Annotated in this window: 29 protein-coding genes; 18 read left to right on the forward strand and 11 right to left on the reverse strand. The window is 64.7% G+C overall.

Translation table 11 applies throughout. The features are described 5' to 3' along the window. Positions 1-127 precede the first annotated feature (127 nt). The 3 genes from PKE71_RS04240 to PKE71_RS04250 all read left to right on the forward strand — a co-directional run bounded on the left by PKE71_RS04240 (position 128) and on the right by PKE71_RS04250 (position 1,943). The gene (locus PKE71_RS04240; protein ID WP_271185715.1) at positions 128-832 is read left to right on the forward strand and encodes a hypothetical protein; all 705 of its coding nucleotides are present in this window, start codon (positions 128-130) and stop codon (positions 830-832) included. A 154-nt stretch (positions 833-986) separates the two neighbouring features. Further along, positions 987-1,391: a hypothetical protein gene (locus PKE71_RS04245; RefSeq protein WP_271185716.1), complete on the forward strand. Its 405-nt coding sequence runs from the start codon at positions 987-989 to the stop codon at positions 1,389-1,391. 72 nt (positions 1,392-1,463) lie between these two features. Continuing rightward, positions 1,464-1,943, forward strand: coding sequence for a hypothetical protein (locus PKE71_RS04250; protein WP_271185717.1), 480 nt, complete (start codon positions 1,464-1,466; stop codon positions 1,941-1,943). Here PKE71_RS04250 and PKE71_RS04255 read toward each other — a convergent pair. The 3 genes from PKE71_RS04255 to hemF form a co-directional block, all read right to left on the reverse strand. Further along, the gene (locus PKE71_RS04255) at positions 1,940-2,137 is read right to left on the reverse strand and encodes a hypothetical protein (RefSeq protein WP_271185718.1); all 198 of its coding nucleotides are present in this window, start codon (positions 2,135-2,137) and stop codon (positions 1,940-1,942) included. The two genes, PKE71_RS04250 and PKE71_RS04255, sit on opposite strands and share 4 nt — an antisense overlap. A gap of 184 nt (positions 2,138-2,321) precedes the next feature. Continuing rightward, positions 2,322-2,816 (reverse strand): hypothetical protein, encoded by a 495-nt coding sequence (locus PKE71_RS04260; protein ID WP_271185719.1) that lies wholly within the window; start codon positions 2,814-2,816, stop codon positions 2,322-2,324. 167 nt (positions 2,817-2,983) lie between these two features. Then, positions 2,984-3,883 (reverse strand): oxygen-dependent coproporphyrinogen oxidase, encoded by a 900-nt coding sequence (gene hemF / locus PKE71_RS04265; protein WP_271185720.1) that lies wholly within the window; start codon positions 3,881-3,883, stop codon positions 2,984-2,986. Between the two features lie 109 nt (positions 3,884-3,992). Between hemF and PKE71_RS04270 the strand changes: the two genes are divergently transcribed. Next, positions 3,993-4,433 carry a hypothetical protein gene (locus PKE71_RS04270; RefSeq protein ID WP_271185721.1) on the forward strand — a complete coding sequence of 147 codons (441 nt, stop codon included), beginning with the start codon at positions 3,993-3,995 and terminating at the stop codon, positions 4,431-4,433. 177 nt (positions 4,434-4,610) lie between these two features. Here the strand turns inward: PKE71_RS04270 and PKE71_RS04275 are convergent, their stop codons facing one another. Then, entirely contained in the window at positions 4,611-5,918 is a 1,308-nt protein-coding gene (locus PKE71_RS04275; protein ID WP_271185722.1) for a DUF2235 domain-containing protein, read from the reverse strand. A 42-nt stretch (positions 5,919-5,960) separates the two neighbouring features. Further along, complete coding sequence (locus PKE71_RS04280; protein WP_309297593.1) at positions 5,961-6,443, reverse strand: tRNA (cytidine(34)-2'-O)-methyltransferase; 483 nt, start codon at positions 6,441-6,443, stop codon at positions 5,961-5,963. Positions 6,444-6,606: 163 nt separating this feature from the next. On the opposite strand from PKE71_RS04280, the gene petA reads away from it, so the two are divergent. The 10 genes from petA to PKE71_RS04330 all read left to right on the forward strand — a co-directional run bounded on the left by petA (position 6,607) and on the right by PKE71_RS04330 (position 15,132). Next, on the forward strand, positions 6,607-7,251 hold the full coding sequence (gene petA, locus PKE71_RS04285) for a ubiquinol-cytochrome c reductase iron-sulfur subunit (RefSeq protein ID WP_271185723.1): 645 nt from the start codon (positions 6,607-6,609) through the stop codon (positions 7,249-7,251). Next, on the forward strand, positions 7,248-8,519 hold the full coding sequence (locus PKE71_RS04290) for a cytochrome b (RefSeq protein WP_271185724.1): 1,272 nt from the start codon (positions 7,248-7,250) through the stop codon (positions 8,517-8,519). The genes petA and PKE71_RS04290 overlap by 4 nt, the downstream gene beginning before the upstream one ends. A gap of 15 nt (positions 8,520-8,534) precedes the next feature. Then, a complete protein-coding gene (locus PKE71_RS04295; RefSeq protein ID WP_271185725.1) occupies positions 8,535-9,338 on the forward strand; it encodes a cytochrome c1 in 804 nt (267 codons plus the stop codon). Between the two features lie 260 nt (positions 9,339-9,598). Continuing rightward, positions 9,599-10,465, forward strand: a complete 867-nt coding sequence (locus PKE71_RS04300; protein ID WP_271185726.1) for an S-methyl-5'-thioadenosine phosphorylase — start codon at positions 9,599-9,601, stop codon at positions 10,463-10,465. Positions 10,466-10,594: 129 nt separating this feature from the next. After that, positions 10,595-11,344 carry a trypsin-like serine peptidase gene (locus PKE71_RS04305; RefSeq protein WP_271185727.1) on the forward strand — a complete coding sequence of 250 codons (750 nt, stop codon included), beginning with the start codon at positions 10,595-10,597 and terminating at the stop codon, positions 11,342-11,344. A 72-nt stretch (positions 11,345-11,416) separates the two neighbouring features. Continuing rightward, positions 11,417-11,815 carry a lysozyme inhibitor LprI family protein gene (locus PKE71_RS04310; RefSeq protein WP_271185728.1) on the forward strand — a complete coding sequence of 133 codons (399 nt, stop codon included), beginning with the start codon at positions 11,417-11,419 and terminating at the stop codon, positions 11,813-11,815. Further along, the gene (locus PKE71_RS04315) at positions 11,815-12,447 is read left to right on the forward strand and encodes a glutathione S-transferase family protein (RefSeq protein WP_271185729.1); all 633 of its coding nucleotides are present in this window, start codon (positions 11,815-11,817) and stop codon (positions 12,445-12,447) included. Before PKE71_RS04310 ends, PKE71_RS04315 begins: the two co-directional genes overlap by 1 nt. 25 nt (positions 12,448-12,472) lie before the next feature. Continuing rightward, complete coding sequence (locus PKE71_RS04320; protein ID WP_271185730.1) at positions 12,473-13,000, forward strand: adenine phosphoribosyltransferase; 528 nt, start codon at positions 12,473-12,475, stop codon at positions 12,998-13,000. 679 nt (positions 13,001-13,679) lie between these two features. Continuing rightward, positions 13,680-14,336: a metal-dependent hydrolase gene (locus PKE71_RS04325; RefSeq protein WP_271185731.1), complete on the forward strand. Its 657-nt coding sequence runs from the start codon at positions 13,680-13,682 to the stop codon at positions 14,334-14,336. 76 nt (positions 14,337-14,412) lie between these two features. Further along, entirely contained in the window at positions 14,413-15,132 is a 720-nt protein-coding gene (locus PKE71_RS04330) for an HNH endonuclease (protein WP_271185732.1), read from the forward strand. 84 nt (positions 15,133-15,216) lie between these two features. On the opposite strand, the gene PKE71_RS04335 is transcribed toward PKE71_RS04330, so the two are convergent. Both PKE71_RS04335 and PKE71_RS04340 read right to left on the reverse strand, forming a co-directional pair. Continuing rightward, entirely contained in the window at positions 15,217-16,701 is a 1,485-nt protein-coding gene (locus tag PKE71_RS04335; RefSeq protein WP_271185733.1) for a S10 family peptidase, read from the reverse strand. A 253-nt stretch (positions 16,702-16,954) separates the two neighbouring features. Further along, positions 16,955-17,734, reverse strand: coding sequence for a hypothetical protein (locus PKE71_RS04340; RefSeq protein WP_271185734.1), 780 nt, complete (start codon positions 17,732-17,734; stop codon positions 16,955-16,957). Positions 17,735-17,831: 97 nt separating this feature from the next. Between PKE71_RS04340 and PKE71_RS04345 the strand changes: the two genes are divergently transcribed. The 4 genes from PKE71_RS04345 to PKE71_RS04360 all read left to right on the forward strand — a co-directional run bounded on the left by PKE71_RS04345 (position 17,832) and on the right by PKE71_RS04360 (position 21,646). After that, positions 17,832-18,761 (forward strand): 23S rRNA (adenine(2030)-N(6))-methyltransferase RlmJ, encoded by a 930-nt coding sequence (locus PKE71_RS04345; protein ID WP_271185735.1) that lies wholly within the window; start codon positions 17,832-17,834, stop codon positions 18,759-18,761. Between the two features lie 277 nt (positions 18,762-19,038). Then, entirely contained in the window at positions 19,039-19,962 is a 924-nt protein-coding gene (locus PKE71_RS04350) for an ABC transporter ATP-binding protein (RefSeq protein WP_271185736.1), read from the forward strand. Further along, entirely contained in the window at positions 19,962-20,723 is a 762-nt protein-coding gene (locus PKE71_RS04355) for an ABC transporter permease (RefSeq protein ID WP_271185737.1), read from the forward strand. Before PKE71_RS04350 ends, PKE71_RS04355 begins: the two co-directional genes overlap by 1 nt. An 8-nt stretch (positions 20,724-20,731) precedes the next feature. Further along, positions 20,732-21,646 (forward strand): PhzF family phenazine biosynthesis protein, encoded by a 915-nt coding sequence (locus PKE71_RS04360; protein ID WP_271185738.1) that lies wholly within the window; start codon positions 20,732-20,734, stop codon positions 21,644-21,646. On the opposite strand, the gene PKE71_RS04365 is transcribed toward PKE71_RS04360, so the two are convergent. The 4 genes from PKE71_RS04365 to ychF all read right to left on the reverse strand — a co-directional run bounded on the left by PKE71_RS04365 (position 21,640) and on the right by ychF (position 25,498). After that, positions 21,640-22,518, reverse strand: a complete 879-nt coding sequence (locus PKE71_RS04365; protein ID WP_271185739.1) for a crotonase/enoyl-CoA hydratase family protein — start codon at positions 22,516-22,518, stop codon at positions 21,640-21,642. The genes PKE71_RS04360 and PKE71_RS04365 overlap by 7 nt on opposite strands. A 49-nt stretch (positions 22,519-22,567) precedes the next feature. After that, positions 22,568-23,812, reverse strand: coding sequence for a multidrug effflux MFS transporter (locus tag PKE71_RS04370; protein ID WP_271185740.1), 1,245 nt, complete (start codon positions 23,810-23,812; stop codon positions 22,568-22,570). Between the two features lie 95 nt (positions 23,813-23,907). Next, positions 23,908-24,345, reverse strand: coding sequence for a group III truncated hemoglobin (locus tag PKE71_RS04375; protein ID WP_271185741.1), 438 nt, complete (start codon positions 24,343-24,345; stop codon positions 23,908-23,910). A gap of 55 nt (positions 24,346-24,400) precedes the next feature. Beyond that, the gene (gene ychF / locus PKE71_RS04380) at positions 24,401-25,498 is read right to left on the reverse strand and encodes a redox-regulated ATPase YchF (RefSeq protein WP_271185742.1); all 1,098 of its coding nucleotides are present in this window, start codon (positions 25,496-25,498) and stop codon (positions 24,401-24,403) included. Between the last annotated feature and the right edge of the window lie 263 nt (positions 25,499-25,761).

Below are 25,761 nucleotides of genomic sequence, written 5' to 3' on the forward strand. Positions count from 1 at the left end.
CACGAAAAACCCCGCTGCGGCGGGGTTTTTTGTTGCCCGGACCGGGGAGTGGATCGATAGTCGATACCGCGAAGGACAAGGTGGGGTCGGTTCGGGAAAACCGGCCTCCGGGACAGCTGGAGCGTTCATGAACAAGGGTTTTGCACCGGTCAGCCGGGCGGGATGCGTGGCGATGCTGTTTGCGGCTGCGCTGGCTTCGGGGGTGTGTAGCGCCCGGGCTCTGGCTGGACAGGATGTGATCCGCACCCGCCCGCCGGCTGCCGCCCCGGCAGACACGGGCGGACCGGCCGCTGTCGACGACACGCCTGTCGTTCTGGCCCAGCCCCGGCCCCGGTCCCAGCAGGACCGGCCGGCGCCGGACGGGATCAGCGCCTTGCCGTCGCAGCGGATCTATCTGAGCGATACAGGCGTCGTGGCCCCTCTGGATCTGGAGGCAGCGCCGCGCTGGACGCAGGTGCACATACCGGCCTTTTCCCGGACACCCTGGCCGGTCGTCGGTGCGCCGCTGGAGCTGGTCCGTCTCGATCTGCGGCCGCAGGGACTCTGCCAGGGATATTTTGACCCTGTGCCCCAGTTCTCCGTGCAGGTCGAGACGTCCAGCCTGGTGAGCATTACCAGCGATATAGCGGCGGACACGGTTCTGCTGATCCGGCTGCCGGACGGATATTGGGCGTGCGACGACGATGGCGGTCCGGATCTCAATGCGCGCTTGCTGCTGCAGCTGAGCAGCCTGGACGCTCCGGCGCTCGTCTATGTGGGCTTTTACGAGGGTCTGTTGGCGCCACCGGATGTGCCAGTGATCATCGACCCCGCGCCGCTGGCGTCCCGCTAGCGTGGCACCGGACGCTGCGGTGCAAAGAAGCGGATGATTGGCTTGACGATTTTGGTAGCGCGCCGGGCGTTTTGCGGAATAAACTTCTGTCCGAGCCGGGACGAGCGGCCGGGGCCCCGGGGAGGGCGTCGGTCGTCCAGTGAGACATCTGAAGATGACGACACTCGCTTCCATGATGTGCAGCGCCGTGTTGGGTGCTGTCGTTTTTTCCGCTGCCGGTCAGGCCGACTGTCTGAGCCAGGGGTCGGGATACATGTACACCTACACCACCTGTGTTGCCGGATCGCTGCCCTGTGATGACGGCCGCCTCGGCGCGCGCGGGACACAGGTCCTGATCATTTCCAACGTGTTTCACGACAATGGCGGGAATGGCGAATATCCGAGCTCGGTTTTCTACCGGGAGCTCACCAATCATGGCCTGCCGTCCGCGAGTGCGCGGGAGTCCCATTGCTACAGCTCGGCAGCGGAGGCCGAAGCCGGTCTGCGCGAGCACATGGCGCGCCATGTGAGGCTCAACCAGCAGCAACAGATTTTCCGTATCTCGATGCCGAATACCTGAGCTTGCACAGCTGCCGGCCGTTCAGCGGGATGGGCCGGCGCCAGCATGCCCGGCAATACAAGGAGTTGGATCATGAAAGCTTGGCAAGTGATGGCCGGTAGCGCTCTTGTCGCGTCCGTTCTGGCCGCGGGTGCCGCCGAGGCGCAGAACTGGACCTATGTCGTCTGCTCGCTAGAGACGCACTTCACGGTGCGGGATCCGAGCGGAGTCAGTGATCAGGGGCGCAGTCCGGCCCGCTTCACCTATCGTTTCAACGGGTCGGATTTCGATATCTATTCGGGTGGCGCGATCAGCTGGCGCTCGCAATGCACTCCCGATGAGGAATTTCCGAGCTCCAGCTGCACAATCAATGCGGAAAACGTGATCAGCCGCAGGAGCCGGACCACGCCGGGCGCCGTTGCCCGTCACGATGTCATCATCAACCGGCTGACGGGCGGTATAGTGATCCACAACATCACGGATATTCCGAGCACAAGCACGTCCTTCCGGCATGAGAGTTCAGGTAGCTGCGAGCCCACCACGGACCCGACGGCCGGACAACGGCGTTTCTAGGCGGCGTGGCCGTAAGATCCCGCATCCTTGCGGGGTGCAAGTCCGCCCGAGGTTTTGCTCCTAGATATCCAGATCGAGATACATCGCGGTGAAGGCCAGCGGTCGACCAGCGCGTGCGCCAGGATCAGCGGCCAGAGATTGCGCTTGAAGACGAGGTAGAGCGTGCCCAGCACGACCCCGATCATGCCGGTCATCACCGGCAGGCGCCGATCGCGGCGATGAGACGCGGGCTACGACTGCCCCCGCGGGCGATCCGGGGCAGGGGCCGGGAGCAGGATGCCGGCATGGCGGACATCTCCTGTCTTTCGAGGCAGAAGATGCCCGCCGCCGGTGTTTTGGACGCGGCTGTTCTGGATGCAGGCTGTGCGGTGCGGTGTCCTATCGGCCCCACATCGCCTGCTCGCCCTCTTCCACACGCTGCATGGATTGCGCGTAGGAGGCGTTGATCGAGACGCGGATATTCTGCTCCGCCGGGCTTTCCGCCGAGGTGCGCACCTCGTGCTCGATGCGATTGGCGATCTCGAACTCGATCCGCTGGCGTTCCTCGGGCGGCAGGGCCTTGAGCGTGTCCTCGGTCATGCCCTGTTCTTCCAGGTACATGGCGCGGACCTGCTCGGCCGGGCTCATCCGGGCCCATTTGAGGAATTCCTCGACCACGCCGCCGCCCAGGTTGGAACCGGGCGGCTGCTCGCCGCCGGACTGGCCGGGTGGTGCGGCTTCGGCAATTTTCTGGCTGGCCTCGGGCGGCAATTCGGCCGCTTCGGGCGGGATGGCATCAAAACCTTCCGTCGGACGGGTTTCTTCCTCGGCCTCGGGAGAGCGGGCGCCCGGCCATCTCGGGGCCGGTTGTGACAGGGCGTCGATATAGGACACGCGCTGGGCTCCTCGTCGGTAGGCCCCGGCGCGGGATTCGCACGGGGCACTGCCTGCCTAGCAGGAGCGGTGCCAGCGCAGAGGCCAGTCATAGCGTATGACCTCCCGCCAGGTGGCAGATATTGCCCGGTTTTTTCTTCCTTCTGGCAGGATCTGCCGGGCTGCCGCTAGGGCCATTTCGCCTCGGGCGGCATCGAGGACAGGATCGACTTCACATTGCCGCCGGTCTCGAGGCCGAACTTGGTGCCGCGGTCGTAGAGCAGGTTGAACTCGGCATAGCGGCCGCGGCGGACAAGCTGCTCCTCGCGGTCTTCCGGCGTCCAGGTTTCGCCCATGCGCCGGCGCACGAGTTGCGGATAGATGTCCAGGAAAGCCAGGCCGACATCGCGGGTGAAGGAGAAGTCGCCATCCCAGTCGCCGGTATTGTGGCGGTCGTAGAAAATCCCGCCGATACCGCGCGGTTCGTCGCGATGGGGCAGGTAGAAATACTCGTCGCACCATTTCCTGAAGCGCTCATGGAAATCCTCGCCATGGGCGTCGCAGGCGGCCTTGCAGGCGGCGTGGAAATCCTTCGCGTCGGGGTGCGACTGGCTGCGGTTGCGGTCTAGCACGGGGGTGAGATCCATGCCGCCGCCGAACCACCACTGGGTGGTGGTGATGAAGCGCGTATTCATGTGCACCGCCGGCACGTTGGGCGACCACATATGGGCGATCAGCGAAATGCCGGTGGCAAAGAAGCGCGGGTCGTCTTCGGCGCCGGGAATCTGCTGGCGGAACAGGTCGGAGAATTCGCCCTTCACGGCAGAGACGTGGACGCCGACCTTCTCGAACAGCCGGCCCTTCATCAGGCCCATGCGGCCGCCGCCCTCATCCTTAGATCCGTCGCCGCGTTTCCAGTCCTCGAACACGAAACGCCCGGGCTCGCCGGGATAGAGGTCGGACGGGGCCTCGTCTTCCAGACGTTCGAATTCGGCGCAGATCCGGTCGCGCAGATCCTCGAACCAGGCCTGGGCGGACTGGCATTGCAGGTCGGAGCCGGCGGAGGCGGGTTTGGGTTGGTCGGTCATTTGATCTGTCGACAATCCTTCGACGTACGAACGCTACAGGGCGTCTGGAATTGCACGTCATGCGGCGATAATCCAGATTGATCGCGGGATCGTTGATCGGGAGGATGCAGTGCCTGAACCGGCGAAAGCGAACAACAGGCGGGCACAGCACGTCGCCTACGGCACGTTCGCAACGGCGCTCGTCAGCCTGCTTGCGCTTTATTCGGCTTTCTGGTCGGGCCTTGTGCTGCTGGCCTGGCTGGGGATCACACCGGAGCGCGTGTTCCAATTGGACGTTTCTGACGCCCTGTCTCTTCTTCCGGTCTGGACACGCCTGGCCCTGTGGCTGTGGACGACTCTGCTCATGGCTGCGCTCGTCGCGGTCCTGTTCCGGCGGAAGGGGGCTGTGGTGTTGCTGGCGAGCGCCATCATTCCGCACCTCGCGGCCTTTCTCACGCTGAGTGCCAATCCCTATTATGACGGGACCTTCGGCTATCTGAACATCGCGCTGGAGGTCTTCGTCGTCTATTGGCTCGCGCGTCAGGCGATGCAGGTCTCCGCATCCCGATAGGACTGCCGGCCCCCGGCTCGCCGCAATGAAGCGCGGCGGGCGCTTCGTCCTCGAGGCGTTCGGACTTGGTGCAGATACGGTCGCGCAGGTCCTCGAACCTGCCCTGAGTGAAGGCACACTGGATATCCGAGCCGGCGGCGAGGGCGAGCTCCGCATTGCGCGACCGGATGCCACCGGTCAGCGCCGCCAGGTCGGGAAGGCGGCCTCGATTTCGGCGATGCGGATCCGTGTCTGCTGGCGGATACGGTCGGCGAGCGACTGGACATAATCCATGTTCTCGCCCTCATACCCCTCATACTGCTTGGCCAGTACGGCGACTTCGCCAATGTCGCGCAGATGGGTGATGCGGTCGCGGCTGATCATGCCCAGCGTATAGCCCAGCAGACGGTTCATCGCGCTCTGGTTGGCCTGCTTCCAGTCGCCGGACACATTGCTGAGCGGAGCGTTGAGGGAGGGGGCGAAGCGGATCGTCTGGGTGCCGGTCTTGCCTCGCGAGCGGTCGCGCACTGTGACCGGGAAATTCACCGCGCTGAATTCGGCATCATAGCTCAGCCGGGCACCATTGCTGCAGGCCCCTTCGGCAATCCAGGCGAGCGCGTGGTCGGACAGGCCGGTGACGTCGCCACCGCCGCCGACCGAGCCGTGATCGCCGGGAAACCAGAGCTGCTGGTAGGCATCGCGGCCGCGCCCGTCGCTTTCGGCTTCGGTCTGCAGCGCCGCCATCTTGCCGGCGTCGAACAGGGCAGGCCTGAAGGCGGCGCGCGGTTCGTCCAGCGCCACGGCGTGGCGGGCCCGCTGCACGATGCGGGAAAGCTTGAGATCGTGGAAGCCGTGATCCTCGGCCTTGCCGGCCATGGCATTCCACACGCCGGGCACGCCGTTCTGGCCGACCGTGTCCCAGACGCCCAGATAGCTGACCATGATCTTCTGGTCCGGATTGTCGGCCTGCAGTGACAGGTCGGCGGCGGTATCGATCCACCAGCCGGGATGATTATAGGTGCGGCGGAACTCGATGCTGTCGGGATGGTCGGGTTTGCGCCGCTTGTCCTTGTAGAGCATCAGCGCGTCGTCGACATAGGGCGCCGCATCGCGCCGCAGGATGCCGCAATTCCTGATCATGCCGACCAGCGAGCGCGCCGTGTAGGCGCCGCGCGAAAAGCCGAACACGAAAATCTCGTCGCCGGGATCATAGTTGAAGACGAGGAAGGAATAGGCATCGACGATGTTCTGGATCAGTCCGTCGCCGAAACCGCCGCCATCCAGGCTCTCGCCTTCCAGCGTGCCGACGCCCTCGTCGTAGAAGACGACCTGTTTGACCGGATCGGCACCGTCGCCGGCATCGCCCTCCGGATGGATCGACTGGGCGAGCTTGACCACATTCGTCACCGGGCGGGACTTGTAGTCCAGCTCGTTCCAGGTGCCGTCACAACAGATCACGATACGCTTGTGCCGCGCCATCTCACCCTCCAGAGCCGTGCCGGACATGCGTGAAATGCTACTTCAGATGGAAGCGGCGTTCAAACGGATTCACGGGTTGTTCCGGTGCTGCCGGCTTGCCTCCGCCAGCGCGATCCCTGCGCTCATCGCGACATTGAGCGAGCGCATGTCCGCGCGAATCGGAATCCGCACGCGACAATCCGCCGCGGCGTGGATCGCCTCCGGCACGCCGGCGCTTTCCCGGCCGAAGAGCATCCGGTCGTCCGGCTCGAAGGCGAAATCCCACAGGTCCGTCGCACCCGCAGTCGTGAACAGGACGAGGCGGCCCGCACCAGCTTCTGCACTTTCTGTGTAGGTATTCCAGCTGGCATGGCGCACCGGCGCAATGGCCGCGCCATAGTCCATAGCGGCCTTGCGAATTCCCTTGTCCGTCAGGGGAAAGGCGCAGGGCTCGATAACGTCCATTCCGGCCCCGAAACAGGCCGCCGTCCGCATGGAAGCCCCAAGGTTTTGCGGAATATCCGGTTGAAAAAATACGATCCGCATTCTAAGCCGCGCACAGACTGGAGCCATCTGTCTGCATGCGGCATTGCGCCGCCTACTGGTCAGTGGGTCCGGGATTAGTTTATACCGCGTCAAACCCCGTCTTGGACGGGGTCGTCAAGATTGACGCATGTTTCTGGGGCAGGGCCCGGCTTTGTGCAGGCCCGTTATAGACAAGAGAAGAGGTCGGCTCGTGACGGAAGAGAACGGCGCGCCTGGCGGACACGGTGAAGAACCGACACGCCGCGACTTCATCTATATCGCTGCAGGCGGCGCGGCCGCTGTCGGTGGCGGTCTCGTGGCCTGGCCGTTCATCGATCAGATGAATCCCGCAGCGGATACGCTGGCGCTGGGATCCATCCGGGTCGATGTCTCGCTGGTCCCGGTGGGATCGGAGATCACCGTCATGTGGCGCGGTGGCCCGGTCTTCATCCGGCACCGGACCGAGGAAGAGATCGCGGAGGCCCGCTCGGTCGAGCTGAACGCGCTCCCGGACGAGGACGCCCGCAATGACAACCTGCCGGCAGGCATTCCCGCCGTTGACGCCAACCGCGTCCTGCGCCCGGAATACCTGATCGTGAAGGGCAATTGTACGCACCTCGGCTGTGTGCCGCTGGGTCTTGGCGCCAATACCGGCGACTATGACGGCTGGTACTGCCCCTGCCACGGTTCGCACTACGACACCTCGGCCCGGATCCGTCGCGGACCGGCGCCGGAGAACCTTCCGGTTCCCGACTATTATTTCGAATCGGAAAACACGGTGAAGATCGGCCTGTCGCCCGACGAGGCAGCTGTCTCGGGATGGCAGGTCGCTGACGCTTCGGGGGCTGCGGCATGAGCGGACATTCGACTTACGAGCCGAAGACCGGAATCGAGAAATGGCTCGACTCCCGTCTTCCGATCATCCGCCTGGGCTATGACAGCTTCGTCGACTTCCCGACGCCGCGGAACCTGAACTACTGGTGGACCTTCGGCGGTATTCTCGCCGTCTTCCTGATGATCCAGATCATCACCGGCATCGTGCTCGCCATGCACTATGTGGCGCACGAGGACATGGCCTTCCAGTCGGTCGCCCGCATCACCCGCGACGTGCCCTTCGGCTGGCTGATCCAGTCGATGCACGCCAACGGCGCGAGCTTCTTCTTCGTCGCCGTCTACCTCCACATGTTCCGGGGTCTGTACTACGGATCCTACAAGGCGCCGCGCGAGGTCCTCTGGATCCTCGGCGTCGTGATCTACCTCCTGATGATGGCAACCGCCTTCATGGGCTACGTCCTGCCGTGGGGCCAGATGTCCTACTGGGGCGCCATGGTGATCACCAACCTGATCGGCGCGCTGCCCTTCGTCGGCGACGCGATCCGGGAATGGCTGTGGGGCGGTTTCTCGGTCGGCCAGGCCACGCTGAACCGCTTCTTCTCCCTGCACTACCTGCTGCCCTTCGTGATCGCCGGCGTTGTCGGCCTGCACATCTGGGCGCTGCACGTGCCGGGCAACGGCAATCCGGCCGGTCTGGAAATCAAGGACCCGAAGAAGGACGCGCTGCCCTTCCACCCGTACTACACGGTGAAGGACGGCTTCGCGATCATCGTCTACCTGATGGTCTTCGCCACCTTCGTCTTCTACATGCCGGGCGTGCTGGGCCATGCCGACAACTATATCGAGGCCAACCCGCTCTCGACGCCGGCGCATATCGTGCCTGAATGGTATTTCCTGCCCTTCTACGCGATCCTGCGCGCCATCACCTTCGACATCGGCCCGATCGATGCGAAGCTGGGCGGCGTGCTGGCGATGTTCGGTGCCATCGCGATCCTCTTCGTCCTGCCCTGGCTGGACACGTCGAAGGTTCGCTCCATGCGCTACCGTCCGCTGACCCGCTGGTTCTTCATCTTCTTCGTGATTGCGGCACTGGGCCTTGGCTGGTGCGGCGCGAAGAACCCGGACGATCCGTTCATCGGCGGCCTGAAATTCGTGCACCTGGCGCAATTCCTGACGGCTTACTACTTCGCCTACTTCATCGTCATCCTGCCGGTGATGGGCATTGTCGAGAAGCCGAAGGACCGTCCGGCGTCGATCGAGGCGTCCGTCCTCGGTGAAGACAAGTCCTAAGGGAGCGACGAGATCATGATGATGACCCGTATTTTCGCCGCTGCCCTGGCAGCTGTCGGCCTCTCGGCCACGGCGGCGCTGGCCGTCGAGGGCGACGCCCACGCACCGGAAAACTACGCCTGGGAATTCGAGGGCCCGTTCGGCACGTTCGACCGCAATGCGGTCCAGCGTGGCTACCAGGTCTACCAGGAGGTCTGCGCCTCCTGTCACTCGATGAACCTGATGCGCTTCCGCAATCTGGGCCAGAAGGGCGGTCCGTTCGAGTCGGAGGAATATCCGAACCCGAACGACAACCCGATCGTGATGCAGATCGCCGCCGGCTACCAGGTCGAGGACGGTCCGAACGATGACGGCGACATGTTCATGCGCGACGGTCTGCCGTCCGACGCCTTCCCGGCGCCGTTCGAGAACGAGCAGCAGGCCCGGGCCTCCAATGGCGGTGCCTATCCGCCGGACCTGTCGCTGATCGTCAAGGCGCGTTCGGGCGGTGCGGACTATATCCGCTCGCTGCTGCTGGGCTATGAAGAGGCTCCGGAAGACTCCCATCTGTCGCCGGGCCAGTATTACAACGCCTATTTCGCCGGTGGCGCGATCGCCATGGCACCGCCGCTGGTCGATGACATCATCTCCTATGATGACGGCACGACGGCGTCCATGGAGCAGATGGCCGAGGACGTGGTGACCTTCCTCACCTGGGCCGGCGATCCGCACATGGAAGAGCGCAAGCAGATGGGCGTGATGGTGCTGATGTATCTCTTCATCTTCGCCGTCCTGGTCTATCTGGCCTACCGCCAGGTCTGGCGGAACGTGAAGCACTAGGCGTTGCGCCTGGCACCGGATTGAAGAGGCCGCGAGCGGAAACGTTCGCGGCCTTTTTTGTTTTGCAAACGACACCAGGCTTCCCCTGCGAAAGCGGGGGAAGTGGCCGAACCCGGCCCCAGGCCGGTTGAGGTCGATGGGGGTAAGTCTGCCCGCTGCTGCGCTCTGCGGTGCTCCGCACCGCCCCCTCAGTCCGCTGACGCGGACAGCTCCCCCGCAAGCGGGGCGAGCCCCTGGGATCGCGAAGAAAGGAAGACAACATGACACACTGGAAGCTCGGCATTATCGGCGGCTCCGGCCTCTATGCGCTGGAAGGTCTGGAGTCCGTCCGCAGCGAGACCGTCGAGACGCCCTGGGGCGCCCCCTCGGCGCCCCTGACGCACGGCACGCTGAACGGCGTCGAGCTGGTCTTTCTGCCGCGCCACGGGGCCGGGCATCGCCTGTCACCGTCGGACATTCCCTTCCGTGCCAATATCGCGGCGCTGAAGATGGCGGGCTGTACCGACATCGTCTCGATCTCGGCCTGCGGCTCGCTGCGCGAGCATCTCGCGCCGGGGCATTTCGTGATCGTCGACCAGTATGTCGACCGTACCGATGGCCGCGCGCGCAGCTTTTTCGGCGCGGGCTGTGTCGCACACGTGCCCATGGCCCAGCCGGTCTGCGCCCGCCTGGCGGGGCTGATCGGCGATGCCGGCGAGGCGGCCGGCGTGCCGGTGCAGCGCGGCGGCACGTATATCACGATCGAGGGGCCGCAATTCTCCACCCGCGCCGAGAGCGAGCTCTACCGGCACTGGGGCATGGACGTGATCGGCATGACCAACATGCCCGAGGCCCGGCTCGCGCGTGAAGCCGAGCTGCCCTATGCCTCGATCGCCATGGTGACGGATTACGACTGCTGGCGTGATGGCGAGGAAAGCGTCGACGTGGCCGCCGTGCTGCGGGTGATGCGCGACAATACGGTCAAGGCCAGGGCCCTTTTGACGCGCCTGACGGCCATGCTGGCCGGCCGCGAGCGCGCGCCGGACCCGGTCGATACCGTGCTCGACACCGCGATCATCACACCGCCGGAGGCGCGCGACCCCGAAATCGTCGCCCGCCTGCGCACGATCGCCGGACGGGTGCTCTGAAGCGTGATCAGGGGTTCACCGGTTCGATCACGCGACCGCTCAAGTCGAGCGTGATCCGGTGAAGCGGGAAACGATCCTGCTCCGGCGAATATCTGGACGGATCGCACGCGGCGGGACTAGACTTGCTGCATGTATCGTTTCGTCCTGACTGTCCTCTTCGCGGCTCTGACCCTGGGGCCGCAACCGCGCGCCGAGGCCAGCGACATTGTCAGCTTCCGCGCTCTGGACGAGCAGACCTACGACATCTCGCGCGAGAGCGTCGTCCAGCTCCTGTGTCATGAAGAACAGAGCGGCCGGTATTATCTCAGCCGTGCCGTCGTGCTCGACGCCCGTCCCGGGGCCCGGCCGCAATTCGACATACTCCTGGCGACCCGTCATGCCCTGCAGGGAAGGAACGGCCCGCGCACCTGCCACGTGCGCGGCGTTCCGGAGTGGGTGGGAGAGATCGTGGACGTGCGCACTGGCACACCTTCCGAAGACAGTCATCCGCAGTTCAGCGCGGACTGGGCCATTTTGCGCACCCGCCGCCGTTTGCCGGACGAGACGCCGCGGCTTCGTGTTCTGGCGGCCGAAGGCATCGACCAGGGCGAGGTCTCGCTGCTGGTGCGTCCCGTCGACCGGGCACCCTGCGATGTCCGGCAGTCGCCGCCGGCCTTTTCCGATCCGGGACTTCTGATCCACGGCTGCCGGTCGCGCCAGGGCCTGTCGGGCACGCCGCTGGTCGTGCAGATCGATGGCGAACCCTTTGTGGTGGCTGTCCATGTCGGACACACCATTCCGTTCGGCGAGACCCAGGACTCCTACGGCATCGCGCGCCGCCTGAATGGTGAATTCCTCACCACCCTGGCCGAGTATCTGCACGAACTGGCCATTCCCTAGCCGCAGGCCGCCCTTTCCCCGCGCCGCGGCCTCGTCCATAAAGGCCGCACGGGCAAGGACGAAGGGGACACCATGATCACGGTGGTTGCACTCAGCTGGGCGGTCGCGGCCGTCCAGATGCCGGAATTCACGCCGCCGCGCCCGGCGGTGGAATGCTCCGAACACCTCACCGACTGGCCGGCCCGGCGCCGGTGCCTGCGCGGCCTGCTCGACGACGCCGAAGCGGCCCTTGAGCGCGCCGCGGACGCCGCCCTCGAGGAAGCCCGCGAATCCGACTTCGACTCCGGTGGTCATTTTGGCGCCGAAGCGCATTTCGAGGCCGCCCAGACGGCCTGGCACGCCTATCGCGATGCCGAATGCGACCGGCGTACCGCGCTGATGTTCATCGGCGAGGACAGCCGCGAGGAGATCGGCCTGGACTGCCGCATCACCCTGACCCGGGCCCGCACACAGGAACTGGAGACGATGTGATGGACCGGCCGGTCCTGCATATCGGCAACAAGCGTTACTCCAGCTGGTCCTTGCGGGCCTGGCTGATCCTGCGCAAGGCGGGCATCGATTTCGACGAGGCCCTGGTGCCGCTCTACACGCCGCAGACGCGGCAGGCGGTGAGCGATCTGTCGCCGGGCGGCAGCGTGCCGGCCCTGACCACACAGCACGGCACTTTCTGGGATTCGCTGGCCATTGCCGAATGGGCGGCCGAGCGGGTGCCGGGCCTTTGGCCGGAGCATGAGGGCCGCCGGGCCCTGGCACGCGCTGCCGTTTGCCGCATGCATGCCGGTTTCACCGCCCTGCGCGGCCAGTGCGCCATGGACATTGCGCGCACGCCGCAGGCGGTCGCTCTCAATGCCGATACCCGTGCCGATATCGCCGCCATCCAGGCGCTGTGGAATGATGTCGGCAGTGTCGACGGACCCTGGCTGTTCGGCCGCTGGAGCATCGCCGACGCCTTCTTCACGCCGGTCGCGGTGCGTTTCTACACCTTTGACATTCCGCTGCATGCCGGCGCCCAGGACTATTGCGATAAGCTGCTGGCCGATGAAGACTATGCCGCGTGGCGCAGCGCCGCCCTGGCCGAGACCCTGCCGGGCCCGGCAGGCTGAACGACAGCGAACTGGATCTTTCCGCATGGACCTGAAATCCGCCATCCGCACGATTCCGGATTATCCCAAGCCGGGCATCATGTTCCGCGACGTCACCACGCTGATCGGCGATGCGCGGGCCTTCCGCGTCGCCGTTGACCGCATGGTCCAGCCCTGGGCCGGCGCCAAGATCGACCGGGTGGCCGGCACCGAGGCGCGCGGCTTCATCCTGGGCGGCGCCGTGGCGCACCAGCTCTCCGTCGGCTTCACGCCGGTGCGCAAGCGCGGCAAGCTGCCCCACCGCACGCTGATCGAGGAATACGAGCTGGAATACGGCCAGGACGCGATCGAGATCCATGTCGACGCGATCCAGGAAAACGACAGGGTCCTGCTGGTCGACGACCTGATCGCCACCGGCGGCACGGCCGAAGCCTCCATCCGCCTCCTGCAGCGCGCCGGCGCCACCGTCGTGGGCGCGGCTTTCGTCATCGACCTGCCCGACCTGGGCGGCGCGAAGCGCATCGAGGCGATGGGCGTGCCGGTCTCCTCGCTGGTGCAGTACGAGGGCGATTAGGCCGGATCTCACCCCTTCTTCCCGGCTGGGGAGAAGGTGCCGCGAAGCGGCGGATGAGGCGCGCGCGACAGCGCTACAAAGAGTCTTTTGAGTGGGCCGCTCCCGCGGCCGCCCCTCACCTTTGATTCCTCTCCCCGGTGGGGGAGAGGGGCGTTCACTGCACCATTCATCGTCACCCTGACGAAAGTCAGGGCCCAGTTCACAGAACGCGATGGGGGCGAACTCGCACCTGTACCGCTCTGCGGCCACAAGCGTAATCTGGGTCCTGACTGAAGCCTGCGCCCGCGAAAGCGGGTGTCAGGATGACGGTGGTTTGGGCTGAGGCTGGCTTTCCTCCTCATTCCATGGGGAGGGGACCCGCGAAGCGGGGGAGGGGCGCCGCGTCAGCGGCGTAGTCGTCAATGCCAAGCTCTACCGTTTCCCGGCGCTCCGCGCCGGCCCCTTCGACCCCTCCTTCGCCAAGGCTGCGGAGGGGCCACTTCCCCACGAGGTGGGGAAGAAAGAGGCAGCTGCTTCCCCCGTATTTATCCCGGGGCCCGGCGGCGTTTCAGGTGCAGGCTCAACCAGACCCCGGCACGGGGGCCGGGGAAAATGGAGCGGGAGCGGGAAAAGAACCGGCTCTCACCTTGCCTGCATCGACACAGCCCCTAATCTGGGCCCGGTCAGGGGAGGGCACAGCATGTTCGTCGGTCATTACGGTCCGGCCTTTGCCGGCAAGGCGGTGGCGCGTTCGGTCCCGTTGTGGACGCTCTTCCTGGCGGTGCAGCTGGTCGATATCGCCTGGGGCATATTTGTCGCCAACGGCATCGAGCACGTGCGCATCGTGCCGGGCTTTACCGACGCCAATGCGCTCGACCTCTACGACATGCCGATCACCCATTCCCTGCCGGGCGCGCTGGCCTGGTCGGTGGCGGCAGGCCTCGTCTATGCGATCTGGGCGCGGCGCGAGAAGATGCCGGGCGGGCTGGTCGTCGGCGCGGCCGTCCTCTCCCACTGGATCCTCGACCTTCTCGTCCATGTGCCCGACCTCCTGCTCTGGCCGGGCGGGCCGCGCGTCGGGCTGGGCCTGTGGAACAATTACCCCGTCGCCCTGGCGCTGGAGGCCGCGGTGCTGGTCTTCGGCTTTCTGCTCTACATGCGCGTGACCGAGGCAAAGGGCCTGATCGGCCGGATCTGGCCCTGGGTCTTCCTGGGCCTGCTGGGCGTGGCGGAAATCGCCAATCATGGCGGCCCGCTGCCGGAAAGCCCGGCCGCCTTCGGCTATTCCGCCGCCGTGACCTTCCTCGTCTTCACCGGCCTCGCCGCCGTCTGCGACCTGACACGGCGGGCGCGCTAGAAGAGGGGAAATTTGTAAGATGAGCCTTGCCCCGGCAGGGAACTTGGGCAGCCAGCCAAAATTGAGGATATCTAGGATGCTACGACCAAACTCTCGACCGGACGACGTTGCTTGGCTGATGGCTGAGCTGGGGCCGGAGGATATCGAAGGCGCGATAGATGAGTACTGGCAATCAGATAACAAAAAAGTTTGGCTAGGGAATCTTAGAAGTGGACCAAGTAGGCGCTATTTTCTGTACGACAACGGTGAGCATCTAGACGCTAAAGCTATTGTTAAAGCAGCGCTGGTCCGGAAGGGTTACGATGCATCGGAAGTCTATGAGTGGCATACGGACCCCCTGATCGATGTGCTCGAAAAGCTGGGCTTTCCTGTGATCGACGAAAAGGCTTCAGAGGCTGTCGATACATACTCAATGCGCCGATATGAGAGTGTTTTGCGCCTCGCTCGGCAGGGCCAGTCTAGGTTTCGGCAGCAGGCGCTTGAGATTTGGAAGGGGAAATGCGCGATTTCTGGTGTTGCGCACGAGCAGGCTCTTGAGGCTGCTCATGTGAGCCCTCATTCGCAGTATGGTCAGATGACGCGCAAAAACTCGATAATTTTAAGAGTCGATCTTCATCGCCTCTTTGATATTGGCATGATTGCGGTTGATCCGGAAGATATCAAGGTGAAAGTAAACCCAATTCTTGAATCATATCAAGAGTTTGATGGTCGTTCCATTGCTTTGCCAGATTCAGGGCCCAGCCCCGAGCAATTTACAGACAGATGGTCGCAGTTTCTTGCTCTTCAAAATAAATAAAAAGGAGCAGTGCATTTAGGCGATGACCGGCACCTTCTGTGCCACGTTTGCACCCGTACTAAACGCACCGCTCCCCTATTTCGGCTAGTTCGCGATCAGTGCCCGCACATCGGCCGTGGAGGCTTCCAGTGACGGTTCGTGCAGATACATCATGTGACCGGCTTCGTAGTAGCGGAACTGCACGCGGTCCTGGTCGAAGCCGGGCTGGTTGAACATCAGCTCGGCGGCGAAGAAGGGCGTGGCCAGGTCGTAATAGCCCTGGGCGACCAGCACCTTAAGATCGGAATTCTGGCGCATGGCGCGGGCGATCCACGGGGCGACATTGATGTAGTTGTTGTTGCCCGAACGGCCGGCATCCCAGTTCCAGCCGCGTACGCCGCCGATCACCGTGTAGAATTCGGTCATGTCGACGCCCAGCGTGCGGGTGAAATAGTCCAGCATGGCGGCGGTATAGCTGCCATCGATGCCGTAGAAGCTGGGATCGGTTTCCGGATCCTCGCCGACACCGTCAACCTCGACACCGGTGAAGCGGGCGTCCAGACGGCCCACCGACACGCCTTCATCGCGCATCAGCTCGCGCTGGAAGCGGCGCAGCGAGACGCGCATATTGGCGCGGGTGAGGAAGTCTTCCGACAGGCCGGTAAAGCGCGACAGCTCGCGCACCACGCGCGCCTGGCGGTCGGCCGGCAGGGTCACGCCATGCATCAGGGCCGGCATGTATTCCTCGATGGCGAAGGTGCGTGCCTCGGCCAGGAAGGCCTCGAGATCATTATTCCAGGCCGAGCGGTCGACCTGGTTGTGATACCAGGCCGTGGCGGCAAAGCCCGGCAGCAGGCCGACATAGCCGATATCATTGCCCTCGGACGTGTCGTCATAGCGGAAGTCCAGCACGGTCGAGATCAGCGCGACGCCATTGATCGCGACATCGTTATAGCTGCCTTCCAGCTGGTTCAGCAGCGAGCCGATACGCAGCGTGCCATAGCTTTCGCCCAGCAGGTATTTCGGCGAATTCCAGCGCCGGTGCTCGGTCAGCCAGATGCGGATGAACTGGGCCAGGCTTTCGCCATCCTCGTTGACGCCCCAGAAATCGTCGCCCTCGCTCTCGCCCAGCGGACGGCTCCAGCCGGTGCCGACCGGATCGACGAAGACGAGATCGGCCACGTCGAGGATGGAATGCGTGTTCTCGACGATGTTGTAGGGCGCGGCGCCATCGTCCTGCACATTCGGCAGGGCGACGCGCTGCGGGCCGAACATGCCCATGTGCAGCCACAGGCTGGCCGAACCGGGCCCGCCATTGAAGACGAAGGCGACCGGACGCGTGCGCGGGTCGGCATGGCCGTCGGCGATATAGGTGGTCGAGAAGATCGAGGCGGTCGGATTGCCGTCGGCATCGCGCAGATAGGTCTCGCCGGCGGTGACGGTGTAGCGCACGCGCGTGCCGTTGGCGTTGACCTGGCCGGTGCTCTCATAGACGCGCGGCTCGGGGATATCGCCCCCGGAATTCTCCTGCGCCTGAACGGTGGTAGCCAGAAGCACCGCGCCCAGCGCGGCGGTCATCAAGCGGATCATGCCTGTCTCCCCAAATTGACGTCGCCGCGACCCTAAGCGCCAATCCGCCCGGCGGGAAGACCAGGTGTGCGGCGGTAATGTCGGGTGGGTGGAAATAGCGCCTGTCCTCCCTCTCCCCTGGGGAGAGGGATCGAGGGAGAGGGGGGAGGCACAGGCCGCGCGCGGTCTGGCTGCGATCCGGCAATGCCGGGGCTTCCCCCTCATCCGCCCCTTCGGGGCACCTTCTCCCCGGGGGAGAAGGGGGAGGGTGTTCTCACTTCTGCTTCTTCTCCACCAGCAGCGTCTTCGGGCGGCGTTCGCGGGCGGTCTTGAAGAGCTGGAAGCTCTGGTTCACGAAATTGGTGACATCGACGATGGAGCGCATGAAGCTTTCCAGCTCCGGCGTCTTCTCCGCCTCGACCAGGCGCACCGGCGCGGCCGGATCGCCGCCCTCGAAGCGGACATAGAAGAGCGGTTCGCCGCGCTTGAGCACCAGATCCTTTTCCAGATCGTGCCATTCGAACGCCCACATGTGCTGGCGCGGCCAGATGTCGGCGGGGAAGCGGCCGCACAGCATCACGCCCGGCCGGGCCTGGGTCTCGTAATGCAGGAAGGGCGGGAACTGGTTGATGTAGAGCGGCTCGTCGGAAATGAAGACATAGGGCGTGACGAGCTGGATCATCGGCCGCTCGGGATGGCGCCACTCATTGGGCGGCGACAGGACGAGGATCTGCTGCAGACCGGCCGGACGGGTCGAGGCCTGCGGCCCGTCGACATTGGTCAGCTGCATCTGGCCCTGGGCGTTGCGTACCATGCGCAGGCGCAGATCGACCGGGCAGGGGATGGCGAAATGCCGGCGGTCGAACTCGATCGCGGCGGGGCAGGACAGGGCCGATTTCGAGGTCGCCGGCCGTGGATGGTCGAAACTCACCGGTTTCGGCGCGTCCCAGATCAGGCTTGTCTTGTCGTCCTTGAACAGCCAGCCGGCCTTGTAGACCCGGCGCGGCCCGCGATCCGCCTCGTCCTGCATCCGGCGATAGAGTTTCACGAACATGCGGTCTGGCCCCTCCGTCTTCACGCGCCCTGAAAGGCTAGGCCAAAGCCCGGCCGGTTGCGAGACGGGTTTTCAGCATGCCCCGCCGATGCGGGCGATGGAAACGCTGCCTGAGAAACGCTATAGCGCTGGCATGAATTACCGCCACGCCTTCCATGCCGGAAACTTCGCCGACGTGCTCAAGCACTGCGTTCTCGCCCTGTGCCTGGAGCATCTCAAGTCCAAGCCCAAACCCTTCCGGGTGATCGACACCCATGCCGGGATCGGCGGCTATGACCTCGCCTCCAGCGAGGCCGCGCGCTCGCCGGAATGGAAGGACGGGATCGGCCGCCTGCTGAACGCCGATCTGCCCGAGGCTGCTGCCGGGGCGCTGGCGCCGTATCTCGACGTGGTGCGCGCGCTCAATCCGGACGGTATGCGCCACTATCCCGGTTCGCCGGAAATCTCCGCCCGGCTGTCCCGCGCCGACGACCGCATCCATCTGTGCGAGCTGCACGAAGCCGACGCGAAGACGCTGGACGACCGCTATCGCCGCGATGCGCGTGTGAAGGTGGAGCGGCGCGACGGCTACAAGGCGCTGAAAAGCCTGCTGCCGCCGAAGGAAAAGCGCGGCCTGGTGCTGATCGATCCGCCCTTCGAGGATCGCGACGAGCTGGCGCATATGGCTGAGGCCGTCAACGGCGCGTTCGGACAATGGCCGACAGGCACCTATATCTTCTGGCGCTCGCTGAAGAATCTCTGGGCCGCCGACCGGTTCGACAACGGGCTTGCCGAATGGCTGATCGCCGAGAAGGGTATCGAGCCGGAGAAGATCCTGCGCGCCGACCTCTGGGTGCGCGACCTCGCCAGCGAGGGCAAGCTGGCCGGTGCCGGTGTCGTCGTCATCAACCCGCCCTTCACGCTGGAGGAAAAACTCCTCGGCCTCATGCCCTGGCTCGCCGACACCCTGGCCCAGGGCGACGGATACGGCTGGCGCGTCGATGGCGGCCTGACTGACGAGGATGTCGAGGAGGGGCTGGAGGAATAGGGGCGGCGTCCCTGTTCAGCCAGATTTGTTTTCCCCGGACTTGTTCCGGGGCCTGCCAATGCCGATGACCCTGATGGGGATCGGTGACTGAGGGGCAACGCATTCAGAGCGACCTGTCTCCCGTGCCAGACCCCGGAACAAGTCCGGGGGAAGCAGACGGTCGCGAACAAAAAACTCAGGGAAAACCCGTCCTTCCGGGTTGAATCGCCCGCGACCCTTCCCAACTTAGGCGCTCCACGCCATTTTGGCCTCCCTTATCCGGAAGGCGCCTTTCCGCATGTCTTCAATCATATCCATTTCGGGTCTCTCGAAGACCTATCAGGGCGGGTTTACCGCGCTGAAATCCGTCGATTTTGAAATCGAGAAGGGCGAGATCTTTGCCCTTCTGGGCCCGAACGGGGCCGGCAAGACGACGATGATCGGCATTATCTGCGGTCTCGTCACGCCGACGACCGGCACGGTCACCGTCGACGGTCATGACATCCTGCGCGATTTCCGCCAGACGCGTTCGCGCATCGGCCTGGTACCGCAGGAGATGTCGATCGACATGTTCGGCTCGGTGAAGGCGGCTGTGTCGTTTTCGCGCGGCCTGTTCGGCAAGGCGCCGGACCCGGCCTATGTCGAGCAGGTGCTGAAAGACCTGTCGCTGTGGGACAAGAAGGACTCGGAGATCCGCGCCCTGTCCGGCGGCATGAAGCGCCGGGTGATGATCGCCAAGGCGCTCGCCCACGAACCCGACATCCTCTTCCTCGACGAGCCCACGGCGGGCGTCGATGTCGAGCTGCGCCAGAGCATGTGGCAGGTCATCGGCCGGCTGCGCGAGCGCGGCGTCACCATCATCCTGACCACCCACTATATCGAGGAGGCCGAGCAGATGGCCGACCGTGTGGGGGTGATCAACAAGGGCGAGATCGTCGTGGTCGAGGAGACCGGCGCGCTGATGCACAAGATGGGGCAAAAGCGTCTCACCCTGCAGCTGGCCGAACCGCTCACCGAACTGCCCGAGGCGCTGAAGGCCGACGGGCTGGAACTGGCGGCCGATGGGACGGCGCTGCATTTCGACTATGACACCCAGGCCGAACGCACCGGCATCACCACGCTGCTTGCCCGCCTCAACGAGGCCGGCCTGTCCGTGCGCGACCTGGAAACCAGCCAGAGCTCTCTCGAGGAGATCTTTGTCGGCCTGGTGGGAGGCAAGTGATGAATTTCCGCGCAATCGCAACCATCTACCACGCCGAGATGGCCCGCACCGGCCGCACGCTGATGCAGTCGGTACTGGCGCCGGTGATCTCCACCTCGCTGTATTTTGTCGTCTTCGGCGCCGCCATCGGTTCGCGCATCGAGGAGATTGACGGGGTCGGCTATGGCGCCTTCATCGTGCCGGGCCTGGTGATGATGATGATCCTGATGCAGAGCGTCTCCAACGCCGCCATCGGCATCTATTTCCCCAAATTCACCGGCACGGTCTACGAGATCCTCTCCGCACCCGTCTCGGCCTTCGAGATCGTTATCGGCTATGTCGGGGCAGCGGCGACCAAATCGCTCATTCTCGGCGTACTGGTGCTGGCCACGGCCGCCTTCTTCGTGCCGCTGGAGGTGCAGCATCCGTTCGCGATGCTGGCCTTCCTGGTGCTGACTTCGGTGACCTTCTCGCTGTTCGGCTTCATCATCGGCATCTGGGCCGACAATTTCGAACAGCTGAACATCGTGCCGATGCTGATCGTCACGCCGCTGACCTTCCTGGGCGGCAGTTTCTACTCGATCTCGGTCCTGCCGCCCTTCTGGCAGACGGTCACCCTGTTCAACCCGGTCGTCTACCTGATCTCCGGTTTCCGCTGGAGCTTCTACGGCGTGTCCGATGTCGATGTCGGGATCAGCCTCGTGGCGATCCTCGGTTTCTTCCTCGCGTGCCTGGCGATCGCCTGGTGGATGTTCCGCACCGGCTACCGGCTGAAAAACTAGGGCACGCAATGTCACTGCAATACGACATCTATGATGTGTTTACGGGGCACCAATGGGCGGGCAATGCGCTCGCTGTGGTGCATGGCGCAGACGCGCTCGACGATCATGCGATGCAGGCCATCGCCGCTGAATTCAACCTGTCCGAGACGGTCTTCATCACCGAGCCGAAAGGACGCGAGGCCGACTGGGGCCTGCGCATTTTCACGCCGACAAGCGAACTGCCCTTCGCCGGGCATCCGACCGTCGGCGCCACCGTCGCGCTGACCCTGAAGAGCGATGCAAGGGAGGGCGATGTGCGCCGTTTCGTGCTGGAGGAAACCGTTGGCGACATCACTGCCGACGGCCGCCGCAACGGGCCGCGCCACGGCTCCGCCCGCTTCTTCGTGCCGCGCCTGCCGGAGCAGATCGGCGATCTGCCGGAGTTTGACGGCATCGCCGCCGCGCTGGGGCTGAAACCGGGCGATCTGATGGACACGTCGGTGCAGGGCGGTATCTGGTCGGCCGGTGTGCCGTTTGCCATCGTGCCGCTGCGCAATGCCGGGGCCCTGCAGTCGATCGCGCTCGACCCTGTCGCCTTTGCCGACGTGTTTGGCGGCGAGCGGCCGGTCGGGGTCTATTGCGTGGTCAAGTCGAGCGAGACCGAACACACGACCGACTGGCGGACGCGCATGTTCGCACCGCATCTGGGCATCATGGAAGACCCGGCGACCGGTGGCGCCGCCGCAGCCCTCTCCGGCCTGATCGCCGAACAGGCCGGGCTGGGCGATGGCGAGCATTCGGTCAGCCTCTATCAGGGCGTCGAGATGGGCCGGCCCAGCCATATCCGCCTGCGCCTGCGTATCGAGGCCTCACGGCTCACCGAGCTGATGATCGGCGGCGATGCGGTGAAAGTCGCCGAGGGCACCCTGCTGCTCGATCAGTAGGCGTCCTCGCCGGCCTCCCACCAGGGATACCAGGACGGCATGTCTTCGGAGACGCGCAGCGGGAAGTCCGGCTGGCGCTTCTCCAGGAAGGACATCACGCCTTCCTTCGCGTCGGCGCCCATGCCGGCATGGAGAATGCCCTGGGTTTCGATGCGGTGGGCCTCCATCGGATGCGCCGCCCCCAGCATGCGCCAGGCCATGCGGCGCATCAGCGACACCGAGACCGGGGCGCACTTGTCGGCGATCAGACGGGCCCGCTCGCGCGCTTCCGCCATCAGGTCTTCCGCCGGTACGACCCGGGCTACCAGCCCGCTCTCGAAGGCTTCGGCGGCGTTGAAGGTCCGCCCGGTCAGTCCCCAGTCCATCGCGGTGGAAATCCCCACCACGCGCGGCAGGAACCAGCTGGCGCAACCGTCCCAGACAATGCCGCGCCTGGCGAAGGGGTAGGCGAATTTCGCCTCCATCGAGGCCAGCCGGATATCCATCGGCAGGATCATCGTCGCCCCGATGCCGACCGCCGCGCCATTGATGGCGCCGATCACCGGCTTGACGCTGTCCCAGATGCGCAGGTTCAGCTTGCCGCCCCTGTCGCGCCATTTGGGATCTTCCGGATCGAATTCCCCGCTCTGGGTTTCGTCGGCGACCCGGTTGAACGTGTCGGCCCCCGTCGAGAGGTCGGCGCCCGCGCAGAAGGCCGGGGACTCGCCGGTGACGATGACGGCGCGGACATTGTCGTCGCCATCGGCCTCGTCAAAGGCGGCGATGATCTCCTCGCCCATTTCCAGGGTAAAGGCATTCAGCCGGTGCGGCCGGTGCAGCGTGATCGTCGCGATCTGCTCGTCGACCGCATAGCGGATGGTCTCGAATGACATGGGCGTCCTCCCTCTTGCCGCCCAGCATGACCGGCCGGGGCGGGCAGGGCTAGTCTTCCCAGTCCTCGACCACTGCAAACAGTTTGCGGCGCTCGGTGATGTAGACGATCACCAGCGCGATCGCCGACATCGCCGCTTGGCCGGCAATCAGCGGCACGGGCGTGCCGTCATAGAGATGGCCGATATAGCCGCCGATCGCCGCGCCCACCACGCCGGTCACGAAGCCATAGGCCGCCGAGGCCGTGCCGGCGATATGACCCACCGGCTCCATCGCCAGGGCCGAGAAGTTGGCCGCGATCAGCCCCATGAAGGCCATCGCCGAGGCCAGCAGCACCAGGAAGACGTAGAGATTGTCGACGCCGGACATCAGGATGATCGTGTGCACGATGCTGATCACGGTGAAGGCGACGAGGGCGCCGTGCGACAGGCGCCGCTGGCCCACCCGCATCACCAGCCGGGAATTGGCATAGCTGGTCACACCGATCCCGCCCGCAATCACGGCGAAGGCGAGGGGGAAATGGGCGTCGGACAGGCCGAAATGGTCGACAAAGACCTGTTGCGACGTGCCCAGGAAGCCGTAGAGCCCGCCGAAGAAGGGCATGGCGGCCAGCGTATAGCCCACCATCAGCCGGTGACGGGTGGTCTCCATGAAAGTCGAGATGGTCGATTTCAGCCGCAACGGTACCCGGTATTCCGGATGCAGGGTTTCGGGCAAGCGCATGTGCAGCCAGGCGATCAGGCCGATGCCGAACAGGATCAGGAAGCCGAACACCCAGCGCCAGGGGGCAAAGGTCAGGATGATCTGGCCCAGCGTCGGGGCCAGAACCGGCACGGCCATGAAGGCGGTCATCACCATCGACATCACCTCGGCCATGCGCCGGCCGGAGGTGAGGTCGCGTGCGATGGCCACGCCGATTACACGGCAGGCGGCCGCCGCGGCGCCCTGGAAGAAACGCGCGACCAGCAGCAGGCTGTAGGAGGGTGAGAAGGTACAGATCACGCTCATCAGGATGAAGAAGACGAGCGACCAGATAATCACCGGCTTGCGGCCGAACCGGTCCGACAGCGGGCCGTAGAACAGCTGTGCTGCGCCGAAGCCGGCCAGATAGCTGGTGATCACGAATTGCTGGTCGTTCGCCTGCGCCACGCCGAGATCACCGGCGATATCGTCCAGCGCCGGCAGCATCATGTCGATCGCCAGGGCCACGACGGAGGTCATCGCCACCAGGAGCGCAACGAGTTCGAACAGCGGAAGCGGCAGCGTCTCGCCCGCCGGGCGTTTCGGTGAAGTCATGGCGGTCTCCGGGGATCGGGCGCAGAACAGCGCTCCCCTTCACATGCGACTTGCGGCCTGAAAGTGCAAGTCGTGCGCATGCATGCCTGACCGGCTTATTCGTATGGCGAATAGAAAAGCTGCAGCTGGAAACTCTTGGCGATCCGGTTGGCGCGATCGAGGAAGGCGGCCTTGGCGGCCTCGCTCGCACCGATCTCGTCAAGCGTCTGCTCGAACAGGCCTAGCCAGCGGGCAAAGTGCTCCGGCGCGATATCGGGTTTCAGCTTCACATGCGCCGGCATGGGCCGTCCGGAATAGCCGCCGTCATGGAAGACGATGGCGGACCAGAAGCGCTTCATCGTGTCCAGATGCGGCTCCCACGTGTCGCCGATCGCCTTCTCGAAGATCGGACCGAGATCCGCATCGGCCCGGACATGTCCGTAGAAGGTATCGACCAGATCGGAGACGGTCCGGGCGGTGATGCCCATAGCGGCCGCTTCGGCGCGGGCCGCCTCGCGGGCCTCTGTGGCGCGGAGAGAATAATTCGCAGACATGACGCCTCACTTAGGCAGCTCGGCGTCCGATTGCGATGCGGTGGTCTGACGCAGATCAGACGTTGAAGCGGAAATGCATCACATCGCCGTCCTTGACGATGTATTCCTTGCCTTCCGCCCGCATCTTGCCGGCTTCCTTGGCCGCGCTTTCACCGCCGCAGGCGACGAAATCCTCGTAGGGGATCGTCTCCGCGCGGATAAAGCCCTTCTCGAAATCGCCGTGGATGACGCCGGCCGCCTGGGGGGCGGTCCAGCCTTCGCGGATCGTCCAGGCGCGCGCTTCCTTCGGACCGACGGTGAAGTAGGTCTGCAGGTCCAGGAGCTTGTAGCCGGTGTGGATCAGGCGATCGAGACCGGCCTCTTCCAGGCCCAGCGTCTCGAGATATTCCGCGCGCTCCTCGTCCTCGAGCAGGGCCAGCTCGCTCTCGATCTTGGCCGAGATCACGACGGCTTCGGCGCCTTCTTCCTCGGCGCGCTTGAAGACGAGTTCGGAATAGGCATTGCCGGTGGCGGCGGAGTCTTCATCGACATTGGCGATGAACAGGACGGGCTTGGTGGTCAGCAGCTGCAGGCCGCGCCAGGCCTTGCGCTCTTCCTTGGGCACCTCGGCAAAGCGTGCCGGGCGGCCATTGTTCAGCTGTTCAAGGGCCAGGTCGATCAGGGACAGGGTGGCCTTCGCCTCCTTGTCGCCGGTCTTCGCCTTCTTTTCCAGATTGGCGCGGCGCTTCTCCAGGCTTTCCAGGTCGGCCAGCATCAGCTCGGTCTCGACCGTTTCCAGATCGGCGAGCGGGTCGATCTTGTTGGCGACGTGGGTGACGTCGTCATCGTCGAAACAGCGCAGCACATAGGCGATGGCATCGGTCTCGCGGATATTCGCGAGGAACTGGTTGCCCAGGCCTTCACCCTTGGACGCGCCGGCCACAAGGCCCGCGATATCGACGAAATTCATCCGCGCCGGGATGATTTCCTTGGACCCGGCTATCTCGGCCAGTTTTTTCAGGCGGGGTTCCGGCACGGCGACATCGCCGACATTCGGCTCGATCGTGCAGAAGGGATAATTCGCCGCCTGCGCCGCCGCCGTCTGGGTGAGGGCGTTGAACAGGGTCGACTTGCCGACATTCGGCAGACCGACGATGCCGCATTTGAATCCCATGATGGATGTCCCTTGCTGGTCCGAGCGCGCCTTATAAGAAGAATGGGCCGCGGGGTCGACTGCCGTGTCAGTGGGGGGAGAGGTTTCTTCCCCACGCGTGGGGAAGTGGGCCGATGCGCAGCATCGGGTCGCCGGAAATACTTTCTTCTTTCCCCGGACCCGGTTCCGGGGCCCGGCACAAGAAGGCGTTTGTGTTCAGGCCGTCCGCAATCACAGGCCCCGGCAAACGGCCGGGGAAAGCGTGTCCGGGGTGAAGGCCCCAA

Origin of the sequence: Maricaulis virginensis, assembly GCF_027922185.1 — a bacterium.
Classification (GTDB): Bacteria; Pseudomonadota; Alphaproteobacteria; order Caulobacterales; family Maricaulaceae; genus Maricaulis; species Maricaulis virginensis.

Coding starts and splice junctions, on each gene's coding strand:
- PKE71_RS04240 (WP_271185715.1), top strand. CDS start 128: ATGAACAAGGGTTTTGCACCGGTCAGCCGGGCGGGATGCGTGGCGATG.
- PKE71_RS04245 (WP_271185716.1), top strand. CDS start 987: ATGACGACACTCGCTTCCATGATGTGCAGCGCCGTGTTGGGTGCTGTC.
- PKE71_RS04250 (WP_271185717.1), top strand. CDS start 1,464: ATGAAAGCTTGGCAAGTGATGGCCGGTAGCGCTCTTGTCGCGTCCGTT.
- PKE71_RS04255 (WP_271185718.1), bottom strand. CDS start 2,137: ATGACCGGCATGATCGGGGTCGTGCTGGGCACGCTCTACCTCGTCTTC.
- hemF (WP_271185720.1), bottom strand. CDS start 3,883: ATGACCGACCAACCCAAACCCGCCTCCGCCGGCTCCGACCTGCAATGC.
- PKE71_RS04275 (WP_271185722.1), bottom strand. CDS start 5,918: ATGTCCGGCACGGCTCTGGAGGGTGAGATGGCGCGGCACAAGCGTATC.
- PKE71_RS04280 (WP_309297593.1), bottom strand. CDS start 6,443: ATGGCTCCAGTCTGTGCGCGGCTTAGAATGCGGATCGTATTTTTTCAA.
- PKE71_RS04290 (WP_271185724.1), top strand. CDS start 7,248: ATGAGCGGACATTCGACTTACGAGCCGAAGACCGGAATCGAGAAATGG.
- PKE71_RS04295 (WP_271185725.1), top strand. CDS start 8,535: ATGATGATGACCCGTATTTTCGCCGCTGCCCTGGCAGCTGTCGGCCTC.
- PKE71_RS04300 (WP_271185726.1), top strand. CDS start 9,599: ATGACACACTGGAAGCTCGGCATTATCGGCGGCTCCGGCCTCTATGCG.
- PKE71_RS04305 (WP_271185727.1), top strand. CDS start 10,595: ATGTATCGTTTCGTCCTGACTGTCCTCTTCGCGGCTCTGACCCTGGGG.
- PKE71_RS04310 (WP_271185728.1), top strand. CDS start 11,417: ATGATCACGGTGGTTGCACTCAGCTGGGCGGTCGCGGCCGTCCAGATG.
- PKE71_RS04315 (WP_271185729.1), top strand. CDS start 11,815: ATGGACCGGCCGGTCCTGCATATCGGCAACAAGCGTTACTCCAGCTGG.
- PKE71_RS04320 (WP_271185730.1), top strand. CDS start 12,473: ATGGACCTGAAATCCGCCATCCGCACGATTCCGGATTATCCCAAGCCG.
- PKE71_RS04325 (WP_271185731.1), top strand. CDS start 13,680: ATGTTCGTCGGTCATTACGGTCCGGCCTTTGCCGGCAAGGCGGTGGCG.
- PKE71_RS04330 (WP_271185732.1), top strand. CDS start 14,413: ATGCTACGACCAAACTCTCGACCGGACGACGTTGCTTGGCTGATGGCT.
- PKE71_RS04335 (WP_271185733.1), bottom strand. CDS start 16,701: ATGATCCGCTTGATGACCGCCGCGCTGGGCGCGGTGCTTCTGGCTACC.
- PKE71_RS04340 (WP_271185734.1), bottom strand. CDS start 17,734: ATGTTCGTGAAACTCTATCGCCGGATGCAGGACGAGGCGGATCGCGGG.
- PKE71_RS04345 (WP_271185735.1), top strand. CDS start 17,832: ATGGAAACGCTGCCTGAGAAACGCTATAGCGCTGGCATGAATTACCGC.
- PKE71_RS04350 (WP_271185736.1), top strand. CDS start 19,039: ATGTCTTCAATCATATCCATTTCGGGTCTCTCGAAGACCTATCAGGGC.
- PKE71_RS04355 (WP_271185737.1), top strand. CDS start 19,962: ATGAATTTCCGCGCAATCGCAACCATCTACCACGCCGAGATGGCCCGC.
- PKE71_RS04360 (WP_271185738.1), top strand. CDS start 20,732: ATGTCACTGCAATACGACATCTATGATGTGTTTACGGGGCACCAATGG.
- PKE71_RS04365 (WP_271185739.1), bottom strand. CDS start 22,518: ATGTCATTCGAGACCATCCGCTATGCGGTCGACGAGCAGATCGCGACG.
- PKE71_RS04370 (WP_271185740.1), bottom strand. CDS start 23,812: ATGACTTCACCGAAACGCCCGGCGGGCGAGACGCTGCCGCTTCCGCTG.
- PKE71_RS04375 (WP_271185741.1), bottom strand. CDS start 24,345: ATGTCTGCGAATTATTCTCTCCGCGCCACAGAGGCCCGCGAGGCGGCC.
- ychF (WP_271185742.1), bottom strand. CDS start 25,498: ATGGGATTCAAATGCGGCATCGTCGGTCTGCCGAATGTCGGCAAGTCG.